Raw genomic sequence first — 17,063 nt, forward strand, 5'->3', positions numbered from 1 at the left:
ATGGTGGCTGAAGCGTTTGGGTGAGGCGAGAGCCGGGTCTCCACGGGAGGTGAGCTGGTGTTTCTCGGCACCTACACGCCCAAGCTCGACGACAAGGGGCGGCTGACGTTGCCCGCCAAGTTCCGCGACACGTTGGCAGGGGGGTTGATGGTCACCAAGAGCCAGGACCACAGCCTCGCGGTCTACCCCCGGACGGAATTCGAGGCGCTGGCGCGCCGGGCCAGCAAGACCTCACGCAGCAACCCCGAAGCCCGAGCCTTCCTGCGCAATCTCGCCGCCGGCACCGACGAGCAGCATCCCGATGCGCAGGGCCGCATCACCCTGTCGGCCGACCACCGCCGCTACGCGAACCTGACCAAGGACTGCGTGGTGATCGGGGCGGTCGACTACCTCGAGATCTGGGATGCGCAGGCCTGGCACGACTACCAGCAGACCCACGAAGAGAACTTCTCCGCGGCCAGCGATGAAGCACTCGGCGACATTATCTGAGGCGCGTGCCCGTGCATCGTGGCCTCTGCCCGAACCGACCCTGGCGTACTTCCCCAACGCCAGGTTCGTATCTTCGGACAGAGACCTGGGTGCAAGGGCGGCCCTAAGGGCCGACGGGGGCGCCAGGGCGGCCCTCCGGGGAGGCGTTGCGGTGGCTGAGAATTCGGACGACTTCGGGCATGTGCCCGTCCTGCTGGATCGCTGCGTCGAGCTGCTCACCCCCGCACTGACGCGCCGGCACCCCGACGGCAGCGGAGCGGTCCTCCTCGACGCCACGCTGGGCGCCGGCGGTCACGCCGAGCGATTCCTGACCGACCTGCCCGGCCTGCGGCTGATCGGGCTTGACCGCGATCCCAGCGCCCTCGACATCGCCCGAGACCGATTGGGCCGGTTCGCCGACCGGGTCACCCTGGTGCACGCCCGATACGACGGCCTCGCTGACGCACTGGCCGAATCCGGCTGTGCCACAGCCGAATCCATCGACGGGATGCTGTTCGACCTCGGCGTGTCCTCCATGCAGCTCGACCGCGCCGAACGGGGCTTCGCCTACGCCCAGGACGCGCCGCTGGACATGCGGATGGACCCGTCGTCACCGTTGACCGCGGCCGACATTGTCAACACCTACGACGAGGCCTCGCTGGCGGACATCCTGCACCGCTACGGCGAGGAGCGGTTCGCCCGCCGCATCGCCAAACAGATCGTCGCCCGGCGCGCCCGCGCCCCGTTCACCTCGACCGCGGAGTTGGTAGAGCTGCTGTACCAAGCGATTCCGGCGCCCGCGCGGCGCACCGGCGGACATCCGGCCAAGCGGACGTTCCAGGCGCTGCGGATCGCCGTCAACGACGAATTGACCTCGTTGCGCGACGCTCTTCCCGCCGCGCTGGACGCGTTGACGGTCGGCGGGTGCATCGCGGTGATGGCCTACCAATCGCTGGAGGACCGGATCGTCAAGCGCGTGTTCGCCGACGCGGTCGCGTCGCGCACGCCGGTGGATCTTCCGTTCGAACTTCCCGGGCACGAGCCGAGATTCCGGTCGTTGACGCGCGGCGCCGAACGCGCGGACGCCGCCGAGGTCGAACGCAATCCGCGCAGCGCCGCAGTGCGATTACGGGCGGTGCAACGGCTGGGGACAGACGGGCAATCACGGCAGGCTAGCGGGAAAGGCGACTCATGAAGGTAAAGCGCGAGACGCCCAGGCGGCGGGGCGGACGCGACGGATCCGCCCGCAAGGGCCGGCGCGCCGCGGCCGACTCGCCGTCGGCTCGCCGCACCCGGCCCGGGAGCGCCTCGGCCAATGCCCGCGAGGGTCGGTCGCATCACTCCGGGCCGCAAACCAGCCCGATCGCCCGGCCGGTCGAGCGGTCGGGCCGGCCCAAGAACGCGAGCCAGGCCAAGGCGCGGGCCAAGGCACGAAAAGCTAAGGCGCCCAAGGCTATCCGGCCCCCCCTGACCGAGCGGCTGGCCACCCGGCTCGCGTCGATCGACCTGCGCCCGCGGACGCTGGCGAGCAAGGTTCCGTTCGTCGTGCTGATCATCGGCGCGCTCGGCCTGGGGCTGGGCCTGACGCTATGGTTGTCCACCGACTCCGCCGAGCGTTCCTATCAGTTGAGCCACGCCCGCGAGAAGAACCGGATGCTGCAGCAGCAGAAGGAGTCGCTGGAACGTGATGTGCGCGAGGCGGAATCCGCACCCGCGCTGGCCGAAGCGGCCCGCAAACAGGGCATGATCCCGACGAGGGACACCGCGCACCTGGTCCAGGACCCGAGCGGTAACTGGGTGGTCGTCGGCAGCCCGAAGCCCGCCGACGGCGTTCCGCCGCCGCCGCTGAACAGCAAGATCTCCGACGCGCCCCCACCGGCCCCACCACCGCCGCCGCTTCCGCCGGAGGTCCCGGTCCGGGTGATGCCGGCGCCCGGGGCCCCACCGGTGCCGGCGCGGTCGGGACCTGAGGCGCTGTTGCGGGCCCCGGACGGCTCGTCGACCGTGGGCGGCCAGCACCTGCCCGCGCAGCTGCCCGTCGCGCCGCTGCCGGGGATGCCGGGCGGCCCGGCAACCGGGCACTTCCAGGGTGTGGTGCCGGTGCTGCCGACGCCGGGACTGCCGTCCCCAGCGGGCCCGGCGCAGCCTCCGGTGCCCGCCGAGGTCTCGATTCCCATGGGCGGCCTGCCGATCCCGGCCCCCGCACCGGTGCCCGCTCCGCTGCCCGCGGAGGTGCCGGTCCCGGTGCGGCCGGCAATGCCCGGTCCGGCCGCGCAAGCCCCTCAGGTCCCGCAACCGGGCGTGCCGGCTAACGGCCAACAGTTCGGGCCGCCCACCGCCGCGACGCCGGGTGCCGCCCGGTGAGCCGCGGCGAGGACAGGCGGGCACGCCGGTCGCCGTCGGTGCGGCCGACGCGCCGGCCCCGTAAACCGCAGGAGCCCAAGGACGTCCGGCTACCGAAGAACCCCCGTAAAGCCAAGCAGGGCAAGCAAACCCGTCCGGCGGAGGCGGCGGGCGTCGGACACTCGGCGCGCGAGCGGCGCACCCGCCAGATCGTGGAGGTGGGGACGCGCGGCGCGTCGTTCGTCTTCCGGCATCGGGCCGGCAACATCGTGATCGTGCTGCTGATGGCGGTCGCCGCGGCGCAGCTGTTCGTCTTGCAGGTCACCGACGCCCCGAAGCTGCGCGCCCAGGCGGCCGGACAGCTGAAGGTCACCGACGTGGAGAAGGCGGTCCGCGGCAGCATCGTGGACCGCAACAACCAACAGCTGGCCTTCACCATCGAGTCCCGCGCATTGACGTTCCAGCCCAAGCGGATTCACCAGCAGCTGGAGGAGGCGAAGAAGAAGAATCCCGCCGCCCCCGATCCGCAGGAGCGGCTGCGCGACATGGCTAAAGAGGTCTCTACCCGGCTGAACAACAAGCCGGACTACGCGACCGTGCTAAAGAAGTTGCAAAGCAACGAAAACTTCGTGTATCTGGCGCGCGCCGTCGACCCCGCCGTCGCCAGCGCGATCTCGGACAAGTTTCCGGAGGTTGGCTCCGAACGCCAGGATCTACGCCAGTATCCGGGCGGATCGCTGGCGGCCAACATCGTCGGCGGCATCGACTGGGACGGCCACGGGCTGCTCGGGCTGGAGGACTCGCTGGATTCGGTCCTTTCCGGAACCGACGGCTCGGTCACCTATGACCGCGGATCCGACGGCGTCGTCATCCCGGGCAGTTACCGCAACCGGCACCGGGCCGTCAACGGTTCGACCGTCCAGCTGACCCTCGACGACGACATCCAGTTCTACGTTCAGCAGCAGGTCCAGCAGGCAAAGAATTTGTCTGGGGCGCACAACGTTTCGGCGGTCGTGCTGGACTCGAAGACGGGCGAGGTGCTGGCGATGGCCAACGACAACACCTTCGACCCCTCCCAGGACATCGGAAAGCAGGGCGACCGGCAGCTGGGCAACCTGGCGGTGTCCTCGCCCTTCGAACCGGGATCGGTGAACAAGGTGATCACCGCGTCGTCGGTCATCGAGTACGGCCTGTCCAACCCCGACGAGGTGTTGCACGTGCCTGGCTCGATCCAGATGGGCGGGGTCAGCATCCACGACGCCTGGGACCACGGCGTGATGCCCTACACCACCACCGGCGTGTTCGGAAAGTCGTCCAACGTAGGCACTTTGATGCTGGCGCAGCGTGTGGGCCCCGAACGCTTCTACGACATGGTCCGCAAGTTCGGGCTGGGCCAGCGCACCAACGTCGGGCTGCCCGGTGAGAGCGCGGGGCTGGTGCCGCCGATCGACCAGTGGTCCGGCAGCACCTTCTCGAACCTGCCTATCGGCCAAGGGCTTTCGATGACCCTGCTGCAGATGACCGACATGTACCAGACGATCGCCAACGACGGGCTGCGGGTCCCGCCCCGGATCATCAAGGCCACCATCGCGCCCGACGGCACCCGGACCGAAGAACCGCACCCGGACGGTGTCCGGGTGGTGTCGCCGCAGACCGCGCAGACCGTTCGCGGCATGTTGCGCGCCGTCGTGCAAAGCGACCCGATGGGCTACCAGCAGGGCACGGGGCCGTCGGCCGCCGTGTCCGGCTATCAGATGGCAGGCAAGACCGGAACCGCCCAGCAGATCAACCCGGGGTGCGGCTGCTACTTCGACGACGTCTACTGGATCACGTTCGCCGGCATGGCCACCGTCGACAATCCCCGCTATGTCATCGGCATCATGATGGACAACCCGCAGCGCAACGCGGACGGCTCGCCCGGGCACTCGGCGGCCCCGCTGTTCCACAACATCGCGGGTTGGCTGATGCAGCGCGAGAACGTGCCGCTGTCGCCGGATCCGGGCCCGCCGCTGACCCTGCAGGCCACCTAGAGCCGATATCGGCTGGCCCGTCGATTGTGCGCTGACGGCGTTCGGTGTGAACGCTGGGCGGGATCCCGGCCCGAATCACGCCCTCGGCGCACACTGAAGGCCCTGAACGCACACTCAATTGACCAGCGCGCCCCTCGGTAGGGTGTCATGGCCGATCAAAAGGACCACGCGGGTGGACGGGAGGTGTTTCGGTGTCCACAGGTTTGCGCCCCAGCGCCGGCGCCGGCGTCCGGTTGCCCGAGCTGGCGGCCCGGGTCGGCGCGGTGATGGCCGACGGGGTGGCGGTGCCGGACGTCCCGGTCACCGGCGTGACGCTGCGCGCGCAGGACGTGCGGCCCGGCGACCTGTTCGCCGCGCTGCCCGGCTCGGCCACGCACGGCGCCCGATATGCCGCCGACGCGATCGGCGGCGGCGCCGTCGCGGTGCTCACCGACGCCGCGGGGGTCGCCGAAATGGGCGATGCGGCCGCGACCGTGCCCACCCTGGTGCACCCCACGCCCCGCGGCGTGCTGGGCGGCCTGGCGGCCGCCGTGTACGGCAACCCGTCGGAGGAGGTCACGGTCATCGGCATCACCGGAACGTCCGGCAAGACCACCACGACCTATCTGGTCGAGTCCGGCCTGCGTGCCGGCGGGCGGACGGCCGGGCTGGTCGGCACCATCGGCATCCGCGTCGACGGCGCCGACATCCCCAGCGCGCTGACCACCCCGGAGGCCCCCGCGCTGCAGGCGATGCTCGCCGCGATGGCCGAACAGGGGGTGGACACGGTGGTCATGGAGGTGTCCAGCCACGCGCTGGCCCTGGGCCGGGTGGACGGCACCGGGTTCGCGGTGGGCGCGTTCACCAACCTGTCCCGCGACCACCTCGACTTCCACCCCACCATGGCCGATTACTTCGAGGCCAAGGCCGCGCTGTTCGACCCCGGGTCACCGCTGCGGGCCCGCCGGGCCGTCGTGTGCATCGACGACGACGCCGGTCGCGCGATGGCCGCCCGCGCTGAGGAACCGATTACCGTCAGCGCCGCCGGCGAACCCGCCGACTGGCGCGCGGTGGACGTCGCGCCGATGGGCCCGGGGGGCCAAGAGTTCACCGCGGTGGACCCCGCCGGCGTGCACCACCGCGTCGGCATCCGGCTGCCCGGCCACTACAACGTCGCGAATGCCCTTGTGGCGCTGGCGATCCTGGACGCGGTGGGCGTCTCCCCGGAGCAGGCGGCCCCGGGGCTGCTGCAAACCCGCGTCCCCGGGCGGCTGGAAGAGATCGACCGCGGCCAGGATTTCCTCGCGCTGGTCGACTACGCCCACAAGCCCGAGGCGCTGCGCGCGGTCCTGACCGCCCTGGCGGGTCCGGGGCGCCGGCTGGCGGTGGTGTTCGGCGCCGGCGGCGACCGCGACCCGGGCAAGCGGGCCCCGATGGGCGAAATCGCCGCGGAGCTGGCCGATTTGGTCGTCGTCACCGACGACAACCCGCGCCGGGAGGATCCGGCGGCCATCCGCCGGGAGATTCTTTCCGGGACGGCGGGCGGCTCGGCGCAGGTCGTCGAGATCGGCGACCGCCGGGCCGCGATCGAACACGCGGTGGCCTGGGCCGGCCCCGGCGACGTGGTGCTGGTCGCGGGCAAGGGCCACGAAACCGGGCAGCAGGGGGCCACCGAGACCCGCCCGTTCGACGACCGGGTGGAGCTGGCCCGCGCGTTGGAGGCCCGCCGGTGATCGACCTGACCGTCGCGCAAATCGCCGAAATCGTCGGCGGCACACTGGCGGACATCACACCGGAGGACGCCGCCGAACTGCGCGTCACCGGGACCGTCGAGTTCGACTCGCGCGCCGTCGGCCCGGGCGGGCTGTTCCTGGCGCTGCCCGGCGCGCGATCCGACGGCCACGATCACGCACCCTCGGCCATCGCGGCCGGGGCCGTGGCGGTGCTGGCCGCGCGTCCGGTCGGGGTACCCGCCATCGTCGTCACCCCGACCAGGGCGGACGACACCCGGGCCGGGGTGCTCGAGCACGACGCCGACGGCTCGGGCGCCGCGGTTTTGGCCGCGCTGGCCAAGCTGGCCCGGGCGGTGGCGGCCGAACTGGTCGCCGGCGGGCTGACCATCATCGGAATCACCGGCTCGTCGGGCAAGACCTCGACCAAGGACTTGGTGGCCGCCGTGCTGGCGCCCCTCGGCGAGGTGGTCGCCCCGCCGGGGTCGTTCAACAACGAGCTGGGCCACCCCTGGACGGTGTTGCGCGCGACGCGGCGCACCGACTACCTCGTTCTCGAGATGTCGGCGCGGCACCCCGGCAACATCGCCGCGCTGGCCGAGATCGCCACCCCGGCGATCGGCGTGGTCCTCAACGTCGGCACCGCCCATCTGGGCGAATTCGGCTCGCGGGAGGCCATCGCGCGAACCAAATCCGAGCTACCGCAAGCCGTTCCGTCGTCGGGCGTCGTGATCCTCAACGTCGACGACCCGGCCGTGGCGGCGATGGCCGACGTCACCACCGCCCGGGTGGTCCGGGTCAGCCGCGCGAGCCAGACGGACGGAGGGCCGAGCGACGTGTGGGCCGATGGAGTGTCGCTGGACGAACTGGCCCGGCCGCGCTTTACCCTGCACGCGATGGACAGCGCCGCCCCGGTACAACTCAGCGTGTTCGGCGACCACCAGGTCACCAACGCGCTGTGCGCCGGCGCGGTCGCCTTGCAATGCGGCGCCGGCATCGAGCAGGTCGCCGACGCGCTGGCCGGGGCGGGGCCGGTGTCGCGCCACCGCATGCAGCTGACCACCCGCGCCGACGGCGTCACGGTGATCGACGACGCCTACAACGCCAACCCCGACTCGATGCGGGCCGGGCTGCAGGCGCTGGCCTGGATCGCCAATGGGCCCGACCCGGCCCAAAAGCGCCGGAGCTGGGCCGTGCTGGGCGAGATGGCCGAACTCGGCGACGACGCGATCACCGAGCACGACCGCATCGGCCGGCTCGCCGTGCGCTTAGATGTGTCTCGACTCGTTGTCGTCGGAACCGGGAGGTCGATGAGCGCCATGCACGCCGGCGCGGTCTTGGAAGGGGCAGGAGGCTCGTGGGGTTCCGGTGAGCGAGGCTCGGTCAACGTCGCCGACGGCGACGCTGCGCTGGCCCTGTTGCGCGCGGAGCTGCGGCCCGGTGACGTTGTCCTGGTCAAGGCGTCCAACGCCGCCGGCCTGGGCGCGCTCGCGGAAGCGCTGGCGGCCGACACCGGGGCGCGCCCGTGAGACAGATACTCATCGCGGTCGCGATCGCGCTGACCGTGTCCATCCTGCTGACCCCGGCGCTGATCCGGCTGTTCACCCGCCAGGGCTTCGGTCACCAGATCCGCGAGGACGGCCCGCCGACCCACCACACCAAGCGCGGCACCCCGTCGATGGGCGGCGTGGCGATCCTGGCCGGCATCTGGGCGGGGTACCTGGGCACCCACCTGGCGGGCCTGGCGTTCGACGGCGAGGGCATCTCCGCGTCGGGTCTGCTGGTGCTGGGCCTGGCCACCGTGCTGGGCTTCGTCGGCTTCCTCGACGACCTGATCAAGATCCGCCGGTCGCGCAACCTCGGGCTGAACAAGACGGCCAAGACGGTCGGGCAGATCGTCGCCGCCGTGCTCTTCGGCGTGCTGGTGTTGCAGTTCCGCAATCCCAACGGCCTCACACCGGCCAGCGCGAACCTGTCCTACGTACGCGAAATCGCCACCGTCACACTGGCTCCCGGGCTGTTCGTGCTGTTCTGCGTCATCGTCGTCAGCGCCTGGTCCAACGCGGTCAACTTCACCGACGGCCTGGACGGGCTGGCCGCCGGGTGCATGGCCATGGTCACCGCCGCCTACGTGCTGATCACCTTCTGGCAATACCGCAACGCGTGCGTCACCGCGCCCGGCCTCGGCTGCTACAACGTGCGTGACCCCCTGGACCTGGCGATCGTCGCGGCCGCCACCGCCGGCGCCTGCATCGGCTTCCTGTGGTGGAACGCCGCGCCGGCCAAGATCTTCATGGGCGACACCGGCTCGCTGGCGCTGGGTGGCATCATCGCGGGCCTCTCGGTCACCAGCCGCACCGAGATCCTGGCCGTCGTGCTGGGCTCGCTGTTCGTCGCCGAGGTCACCTCCGTCGTCCTGCAGATCCTGGCCTTTCGCACCACCGGGCGCCGGGTGTTCCGGATGGCGCCCTTCCACCACCATTTCGAACTGGTCGGCTGGGCCGAGACCACGGTGATCATCCGCTTCTGGCTGCTCACCGCGATCACCTGCGGGCTGGGCGTGGCCCTGTTCTACGGTGAGTGGCTGGCCACGATCGGAGCCTGACGTGCTTGACCCGCTCGCGCCGGGCGCGCCCGTGCTGGTGGCCGGCGGCGGCGTCACCGGCAAGGCGGTGCTGGCGGCCCTGACCCGGTTCGGTGCCGTCCCCACCCTGTGCGACGACGACCCCGAAACGCTGCGCCGGTTCGCCGACGGCGGGGTCGCGACCGCGACGACGTCGACGGCCGCCGAAAGGGTCGCCGACTACGCCCTGGTGGTGACCAGTCCCGGCTTCTCGCCATCCACGCCGCTGTTGGCCGCCGCGGCGACGGCGGGCGTGCCCATCTGGGGCGACGTCGAGCTGGCCTGGCGGCTCGACGCCGCCGGCCACTACGGCCCGCCGCGCCGCTGGCTGGTGGTCACCGGGACCAACGGCAAGACCACGACGACGTCGATGCTGCACGCGATGCTGGTCGCCGGCGGGAAGAACAGCGTGCTGTGCGGCAACATCGGCGACCCGGTGCTCGACGTGCTGGACCGGCCCGCCGACCTGCTGGCCGTGGAGGCGTCCAGCTTCCAGCTGCACTGGGCGCCCTCGCTGCGGCCCGAGGCCGGCGTCGTGCTCAACATCGCCGAGGACCACCTGGACTGGCACGCCACCATGGCCGAATACACCGCGGCGAAGGCCCGGGTGCTGGACGGCCGGGTGGCGGTCGTCGGGCTGGACGACGCCCGGGCCGCCGCGCTGCTGGACGCCGCGGCCGCGCCGGTGCGGGCCGGTTTCCGGCTCGGCGAACCGGCCGCGGGCGAACTCGGGGTGCGCGACGGAATGCTGGTCGACCGCGCCTTCGCCGACGACCTGGCGCTGCTGCCGGCCGAATCGATCCCGGTGCCCGGCCCGGTCGGGGTGCTGGACGCCCTGGCCGCCGCGGCCCTGGCCCGCAGCGTCGGCGTGCCGCCTGACGCCATCGGGGCGGCGATCTCCTCGTTCCGACTCGGCCGGCACCGCGCCGAGGTGGTGGCCGTCGCCGACGGGATCACCTACGTCGACGACTCCAAGGCGACCAACCCGCACGCCGCGCAGGCGTCGGTGCTGGCCTACCCCCGGGTGGTGTGGCTGGCCGGCGGTTTGCTGAAGGGCGCATCGGTGGACGCCGAGGTCGCCAGGGTCGCATCGCGGCTGGTCGGCGCGGTGCTCATCGGCCGAGATCGCGCGGAGGTTGCACAGGCGTTATCGCGACACGCGCCGGATGTCCCCGTCGTCCACGTTGTGACAGGCGAGGATGCTGATATGGATGCGACTGCTGTGGTTCCTGATGCTTCTGTGACAGAAGTGAGACCTTCCGACGGCGACCTCGGCGCTCGCGTGATGACCGCGGCCGTGGCCGCGGCGCGGGACCTCGCCAAGCCGGGCGACACGGTGCTGCTGGCACCCGCCGGCGCGTCGTTCGACCAGTTCACCGGTTACGCCGCCCGCGGCGACGCGTTCGCCGCCGCCGTCCGCGCGGCGATCCGGTAGCCGCTGTGGGAAACGCGCTGACCCGGCGGCTGCGCCGGGGCAAGTCCAGCAAACAGGCCGCCACCCCCGAGCGGGACGAGGCGGCCGCCGACGACGCTGCCGACGCCTCGATCGACGAGGACGCGACGGACGTCTTCGAAACCGCCGATCCGCCGAACGCCAGGGCCGGGGGCGGCGCAGGAGGCGTGAAGGCCCGGGTCGCCGCCCTGCCGGCCGGCCTGCGCGGCCGGTTCGGCGCCTGGCTGGGCCGGCCGATGACGTCGTTTCACCTGATCATCGCCGTCACCGGGCTGCTGACCACGCTCGGTCTGATCATGGTGCTGTCCGCCTCGGGGGTGCGCTCGTACGGCGCCGACGGGTCGGCGTGGGTGATCTTCGGCAAGCAGGTGCTGTGGACGATCATCGGGCTGGTCGCCGCCTATGTCGCGATGCGCGTGTCGGTGCGCTTCATCCGGCGGGTGGCCTTCACCGGCTACCTCATCACGATCATCTTGCTGGTGCTCGTGCTGGTTCCCGGGATCGGCAACCTGGCCAACGGCTCGCGCAAGTGGTTTGTGATCGCGGGCTTCTCGATGCAGCCCTCCGAGCTGGCCAAGATCGCGTTCGCCATCTGGGGCGCCCACCTGCTCGCGGCCCGGCGAATGGAGCGGGCCTCGCTGCGCGAAATGCTGATCCCGCTGGTCCCGGCCGCGGTCATCGCCCTGGCCTTGATCGTCGCCCAGCCCGACCTGGGGCAGACGGTGTCTCTGGGCATCATCCTGCTCGCCCTGCTGTGGTACGCGGGGCTGCCGCTGCGGGTCTTCGTCACCTCGCTGCTGGCCGTCTTCATGGCCGGCGCGGTCTTGGCGATGTCCGCGGGGTACCGCTCGGACCGGGTGCGGTCCTGGATCAACCCCGAAAACGACCCGCAGGACACCGGCTATCAGGCCCGGCAGGCCAAGTTCGCGCTGGCCCACGGCGGCATCTTCGGCGACGGCCTCGGCCAGGGCGTCGCCAAGTGGAATTACCTGCCCAACGCCCACAACGACTTCATCTTCGCGATCATCGGCGAGGAGCTCGGCTTCATCGGCGCGTTCGGGTTGCTGGCCCTCTTCGGGGTGTTCGCCTACACCGGGATGCGGATCGCGCGCCGCTCGGCCGACCCGTTCCTGCGGCTGCTGACCGCCACCACGACCATGTGGATCCTCGGGCAGGCGTTCATCAACATCGGCTACGTGATCGGCGTGCTGCCCGTCACCGGCCTGCAGCTGCCGCTCATCTCCGCCGGCGGAACATCCACGGCCGCAACGCTTTTCATGATCGGGATCATGACCAACGCGGCCCGGCACGAACCGGAGGCGGTGGCCGCGCTGCGGGCCGGCCGCGACGACAAGGTGACCCGGCTGCTGCGGCTGCCGCTGCCCCAGCCGTACGTGCCCAGCCGCATCGAGGCGTTCCGCGACCGCAAGAAGGTGGGACCGCCGGCCGCCGGCAAGGCGCCCAAGGCGCCCGCGCGCAAGGCGCCCCGCGCCGCCGACGCCTCGGTGCGGGGGGCCGCGGGACGAAAGGCCGCCCGCCCGACGCGCCAGTCTGGGGGCGGCGCCCGCGGGCGGGGAGGGCATCATGGATCTGGCCAGCGCTACGCCAGCCAGGGCGCCGGCCAGCGTAAGGCACGGCGAACTCGCGCATTGGAAGGTCAGCGTTACGGGTGAACGGCACGATCAAACAGCCGGCCGGCGGGCTGGGGGCAAGCCCCTCGCCCGCCGGTGCTGCATCATCGGCCCTTGATTCCGTGTCGGTCGTGCTGGCCGGTGGTGGGACGGCCGGGCACGTGGAGCCCGCCATGGCCGTCGCCGACGCCTTGCGCGCCCTCGACCCGAGCGTCCGGATCACCGCCTTGGGCACCCGCCGTGGGCTGGAGACCAGGCTGGTGCCCGAGCGCGGCTATCACCTGGAGCTGATCACGCCGGTCCCGCTGCCGCGCAAGCCCAGTGGTGACCTGGCCCGGCTGCCGCCGCGGGTGTGGCGCGCCGTGCGCGAAACCCGCGCGGTGCTCGACGCCGTCGACGCCGACGTGGTGATCGGCTTCGGCGGCTACGTGGCGATGCCGGCGTACCTGGCGGCCCGCGGCATCCCCGGCATTCGGCGCCGGGTCCCGGTGGTGATCCACGAGGCCAACGCCAGGGCCGGCATTGCCAACCGCGTCGGCGCGCGCACGGCCGACCGGATCCTGTCCGCGGTGCCGGATTCGGGGCTGCGCGGCGCCGAGGTGGTCGGTGTGCCGGTCCGGGCGACCATCACCACGCTGGACCGCGCCGCGCTGCGCCCCGAGGCGCGCCAGCACTTCGGCTTCGCCGACGACGCACGGGTGCTGCTGGTGTTCGGCGGCTCGCAGGGCGCGGTCTCGCTGAACCGGGCGGTGTCGGCGGCCGCCGCCGACCTGGCCGCCGCCGGCGTGTCCGTGCTGCATGCCCACGGTCCCAAGAACACCCTCGAGCTGCGCACGCCCGAGCCGGGCGATCCGCCTTACGTGGCGGTGCCCTACCTCGACCGGATGGACCTGGCCTACGCCGCGGCCGACCTGGCCATCTGCCGATCCGGGGCGATGACGGTCGCCGAGGTGTCGGCCGTCGGCCTGCCGGCCATCTACGTGCCCCTGCCGATCGGCAACGGCGAGCAGCGGCTCAACGCGCTGCCGGTGGTCAACGCCGGCGGCGGCATGATCGTCGCCGACGCCGACCTGACCCCTGCCCTGGTGGCCCGCGAGGCCGGCGGGTTGCTCAACGACCCGGCGCGGCTGGCGGCCATGACGACGGCCGCCGCGCGGGTGGGACACCCGGACGCGGCGCGACGGGTGGCCCAGGCGGCGCTGGACATCGCGGCGCGGAGGCGAGGGTGACCGCCGAGCAGCTGCCGCCCGAGCTGCGGCGGGTGCACATGGTCGGCATCGGGGGAGCCGGCATGTCGGGCATCGCCCGCATCCTGCTGGACCGGGGCGCGCTGGTCTCCGGGTCCGACGCCAAGGAGTCACGCGGCCTGCACGCCCTGCGGGCACGAGGCGCGCTGATCCGCGTCGGCCACGACGCGTCGTCGCTGGATCAGCTGCCGGGCGGCGTCACGGCGGTCATCACCACCCACGCCGCCATCCCGAAGACCAACCCCGAGCTCGTCGAGGCGCGCCGGCGCGGCATCCCGGTGGTCCTGCGGCCCGTCGTGCTGGCCAAGCTGATGGCCGGGCGCACCACGCTGATGGTCACCGGCACGCACGGCAAGACGACGACGACGTCGATGCTGATCGTCGCCCTGCAGCATTGCGGGCGCGACCCGTCGTTCGCGGTCGGCGGCGAGCTCGGCGAGGCCGGCACCAACGCCCATCACGGCAGCGGCGACTGCTTCGTCGCCGAGGCCGACGAGAGCGACGGCTCGCTGCTCGAGTACACGCCCAACGTCGCGGTGGTCACCAACATCGAGACCGATCACCTGGACTTCTACGGCAGCGCCGACGCGTACGTCGAGGTGTTCGACGCGTTCGTGGAGCGGCTCGCGCCCGGGGGAGCGCTGGTCGTGTGCACCGACGACCCGGGGGCGGCGGCGCTGGCCGAGCGCACCGCCGAGCTGGGCATCCGGGTGCTGCGCTACGGCTCCGCGGGGGACGGCCTGGCCGCCAGGCTGTTGTCGTGGGAGCAGCAGGGGATCGAGGCGGTCGCGCACATCCAGCTCGCGGGCGAGGAGCACCCGCGCGTGATGCGGCTGTCGGTGCCCGGGCGGCACATGGCGCTCAACGCGCTGGGCGCGCTGCTGGCGGCGCTCGAGATCGGGGCGTCGGCCGACGAGGTGCTCGACGGGCTGGCCGGATTCGAGGGCGTGCGGCGCCGCTTCGAACTGGTCGGGACCTCGGGAACCGGCCCGGAGGCGGTGCGGGTGTTTGACGACTACGCCCACCACCCCACCGAGATCGCCGCCACGCTGGCCGCAGTCCGCACCGTCCTCGAGCAGAGCGGGGACGGCCGCTCCATCGTGGTGTTCCAGCCCCATTTATATTCGCGCACAAAGGCTTTCGCCGCCGAGTTCGGTCAGGCGCTGGACGCCGCCGACGAGGTGTTCGTGCTCGACGTCTACGGCGCGCGCGAACAACCGCTCACCGGCGTCAGCGGGGCCAGCGTCGCCGAGCACGTCAGCGTGCCGGTGCGCTACCTGCCGGATTTCTCCGCGGTCGCCGGGGAGGTCGCCGAGGCCGCCGGCCCCGGCGACGTCGTCGTCACGATGGGTGCGGGCGACGTGACGCTGCTGGGTCCGGAGATCGTGACCGCGCTGCGGCTGCGGGCCAATCGCAGCGCGCCGGGCCGGCCGGGGATACCGCGATGACCGAGCCGAACGAGGCCAGCCCGCCCGAGCCCGGCGCTGACACCGCCGACGGCGTGATCACCGAACCGCTCTCGACGGGTCAGCAAGGCGAGGCCGCGGCCGAGGATCCGGCCGAGTTCGAGGGGCCGCGCCGGCGGGCCCGCCGGGAGCGGGCCGAGCGTCGCGCGGCGCAGGCGCGCGCCCGGGCCATCGAGGAGGCCCGCCGGGAGGCCAAGCGCCAGGCCAGCGGGCGCATCGTCAATCAACCCAGACCCGCCCGCGGCGTGGTGCGGGGGCTGAAGATGCTGCTGATCAGCGTGGTGGTGGCCGTCGTCGGCGTCGGGTTGGGCCTGGTGCTGTACTTCACGCCCGCGATGTCGGCGCGCGAGATCGTCGTCACCGGAACCGGCACGGTGACGCGCGAGGAGGTGCTGGACGCGGCGCGGGTGCGGCCCGGCACGCCGCTGCTGCAGATCAACACCAACCAGGTCGCCGAGCGGGTGGCCGCGATCCGGCGGGTGGCCAGCGCGCGCGTGCAGCGGCAGTACCCGTCAGCCCTGCGCATCACGATCGTGGAGCGGGTGCCGTTGGTGGTGAAGGACTTTCCGGACGGCCCGCACCTGTTCGATCGCGACGGCGTCGACTTCGCGACCGCCCCGCCGCCCCCGGCGCTGCCCTACATCGACGTCGCCGACCCCGGCCCGAGCGACCCCGCGACCAAGGCCGCGCTGCAGGTGCTGATCGCGCTGCGCCCAGAGGTCTCGGGCCAGGTGGGCCGGATCGCGGCGCCGTCGGTCGCCTCGATCACGCTGACACTCAACGACGGCCGGGTGGTGATCTGGGGGACCACCGACCGCACCGAGGAAAAGGCCGAGAAACTGGCCGCGCTGCTGACCCAGCCGGGACGGACCTACGACGTGTCCAGCCCCGATCTGCCGACCGTGAAGTAGCCGCGCGGGCTCTCTTCGCGAGCGTCACGCTGGCGTGACGCTCGGCGCCGAATGCCACGCTGGCGTGACGCTCGGCGCAGAAGCAGGAAAAATTTGCGTGCCGCGCGTCGGCGCGCCTGCGGGATTAGCGCCCGCCTGACCCATACCGTTCTGTTTGCGCGGAACTACTTGACATAACTCTAACTCTATGGTTGAGGTTGAGGGTTTGCCAAGCGGACACACCGAGTCCCACCAGGGAGGAAGAAGTAATGATGACCCCCCCGCACAACTACCTGGCCGTCATCAAGGTTGTGGGTATCGGTGGCGGCGGCGTCAACGCCGTCAACCGGATGATCGAGCAGGGCCTCAAGGGCGTGGAGTTCATCGCCATCAACACCGACGCCCAGGCGCTGTTGATGAGCGACGCCGACGTCAAGCTCGACGTCGGGCGCGACTCCACCCGCGGGCTGGGCGCCGGAGCCGACCCGGAGGTCGGGCGCCGGGCCGCTGAGGATGCCAAGGACGAGATCGAAGAGCTGCTGCGCGGGGCCGACATGGTCTTCGTCACCGCCGGCGAGGGCGGCGGCACCGGCACCGGCGGGGCGCCCGTCGTGGCCAGCATCGCCCGCAAGCTGGGCGCGCTGACCGTCGGCGTGGTCACCCGGCCGTTCTCCTTCGAGGGCAAGCGGCGCGGCAATCAGGCAGAAAGCGGCATCGCCGCGCTTCGGGAAAGCTGCGACACGCTGATCGTGATCCCCAACGACCGGTTGCTGCAGATGGGCGACGCCGCGGTATCGCTGATGGACGCGTTCCGCAGCGCCGACGAGGTGCTGCTCAACGGCGTCCAGGGCATCACCGACCTGATCACCACGCCCGGCCTGATCAACGTCGACTTCGCCGACGTCAAGGGCATCATGTCCGGCGCGGGCACCGCCTTGATGGGCATCGGCTCGGCCCGCGGCGAGGGCCGCTCGCTCAAGGCCGCCGAGATCGCGATCAACTCGCCGCTGCTGGAGGCGTCGATGGAGGGCGCCCAGGGCGTGCTGATGTCGATCGCCGGCGGCAGCGACCTGGGCCTGTTCGAGATCAACGAGGCCGCCTCGCTGGTGCAGGACGCCGCCCATCAGGACGCCAACATCATCTTCGGCACCGTCATCGACGACTCGTTGGGCGACGAGGTGCGCGTCACCGTCATCGCCGCCG

General features: G+C 72.0%; 12 protein-coding genes and 1 pseudogene. All 13 read left to right on the plus strand.

From position 1 onward, the window contains the following. Positions 1 to 57 precede the first annotated feature (57 nt). The gene (gene mraZ / locus N415_RS18215) at positions 58 to 489 is read left to right on the plus strand and encodes a division/cell wall cluster transcriptional repressor MraZ (protein WP_067159148.1); all 432 of its coding nucleotides are present in this window, start codon (positions 58 to 60) and stop codon (positions 487 to 489) included. Next, on the plus strand, positions 464 to 1,663 hold the full coding sequence (gene rsmH, locus N415_RS18220; RefSeq protein ID WP_152531462.1) for a 16S rRNA (cytosine(1402)-N(4))-methyltransferase RsmH: 1,200 nt from the start codon (positions 464 to 466) through the stop codon (positions 1,661 to 1,663). The genes mraZ and rsmH overlap by 26 nt, the downstream gene beginning before the upstream one ends. Beyond that, positions 1,660 to 2,832: a hypothetical protein gene (locus tag N415_RS18225; RefSeq protein ID WP_068184939.1), complete on the plus strand. Its 1,173-nt coding sequence runs from the start codon at positions 1,660 to 1,662 to the stop codon at positions 2,830 to 2,832. Before rsmH ends, N415_RS18225 begins: the two co-directional genes overlap by 4 nt. Beyond that, the gene (locus N415_RS18230) at positions 2,829 to 4,841 is read left to right on the plus strand and encodes a penicillin-binding protein 2 (RefSeq protein ID WP_068184942.1); all 2,013 of its coding nucleotides are present in this window, start codon (positions 2,829 to 2,831) and stop codon (positions 4,839 to 4,841) included. The genes N415_RS18225 and N415_RS18230 overlap by 4 nt, the downstream gene beginning before the upstream one ends. 191 nt (positions 4,842 to 5,032) lie before the next feature. Then, on the plus strand, positions 5,033 to 6,553 hold the full coding sequence (locus N415_RS18235; RefSeq protein ID WP_068184945.1) for a UDP-N-acetylmuramoyl-L-alanyl-D-glutamate--2,6-diaminopimelate ligase: 1,521 nt from the start codon (positions 5,033 to 5,035) through the stop codon (positions 6,551 to 6,553). Continuing rightward, positions 6,550 to 8,079, plus strand: coding sequence for a UDP-N-acetylmuramoyl-tripeptide--D-alanyl-D-alanine ligase (gene murF / locus N415_RS18240; RefSeq protein WP_068184948.1), 1,530 nt, complete (start codon positions 6,550 to 6,552; stop codon positions 8,077 to 8,079). Before N415_RS18235 ends, murF begins: the two co-directional genes overlap by 4 nt. Next, positions 8,076 to 9,155, plus strand: coding sequence for a phospho-N-acetylmuramoyl-pentapeptide-transferase (gene mraY / locus N415_RS18245; RefSeq protein ID WP_068184952.1), 1,080 nt, complete (start codon positions 8,076 to 8,078; stop codon positions 9,153 to 9,155). The genes murF and mraY overlap by 4 nt, the downstream gene beginning before the upstream one ends. A 1-nt stretch (position 9,156) precedes the next feature. Then, positions 9,157 to 10,608: a UDP-N-acetylmuramoyl-L-alanine--D-glutamate ligase gene (gene murD / locus N415_RS18250; protein ID WP_068184955.1), complete on the plus strand. Its 1,452-nt coding sequence runs from the start codon at positions 9,157 to 9,159 to the stop codon at positions 10,606 to 10,608. 177 nt (positions 10,609 to 10,785) lie between these two features. Beyond that, a pseudogene (gene ftsW / locus N415_RS18255) lies at positions 10,786 to 12,299 on the plus strand (putative lipid II flippase FtsW); the annotation flags it as partial. Next, positions 12,296 to 13,486, plus strand: a complete 1,191-nt coding sequence (gene murG, locus N415_RS18260; RefSeq protein WP_068184961.1) for an undecaprenyldiphospho-muramoylpentapeptide beta-N-acetylglucosaminyltransferase — start codon at positions 12,296 to 12,298, stop codon at positions 13,484 to 13,486. The pseudogene ftsW and the gene murG, both read left to right, overlap by 4 nt. After that, entirely contained in the window at positions 13,483 to 14,952 is a 1,470-nt protein-coding gene (murC, locus tag N415_RS18265) for a UDP-N-acetylmuramate--L-alanine ligase (RefSeq protein WP_068184964.1), read from the plus strand. Before murG ends, murC begins: the two co-directional genes overlap by 4 nt. Next, positions 14,949 to 15,881 carry a cell division protein FtsQ/DivIB gene (locus N415_RS18270; protein ID WP_068184967.1) on the plus strand — a complete coding sequence of 311 codons (933 nt, stop codon included), beginning with the start codon at positions 14,949 to 14,951 and terminating at the stop codon, positions 15,879 to 15,881. The genes murC and N415_RS18270 overlap by 4 nt, the downstream gene beginning before the upstream one ends. 251 nt (positions 15,882 to 16,132) lie before the next feature. Next, positions 16,133 to 17,063 (plus strand): cell division protein FtsZ (gene ftsZ / locus N415_RS18275; protein ID WP_068184969.1); only part of this gene is annotated, 931 nt, incomplete at its 3' end.

It is taken from the genome of Mycobacterium sp. UM_CSW, assembly GCF_000455205.1.
Classification (GTDB): domain Bacteria; phylum Actinomycetota; class Actinomycetes; order Mycobacteriales; family Mycobacteriaceae; genus Mycobacterium.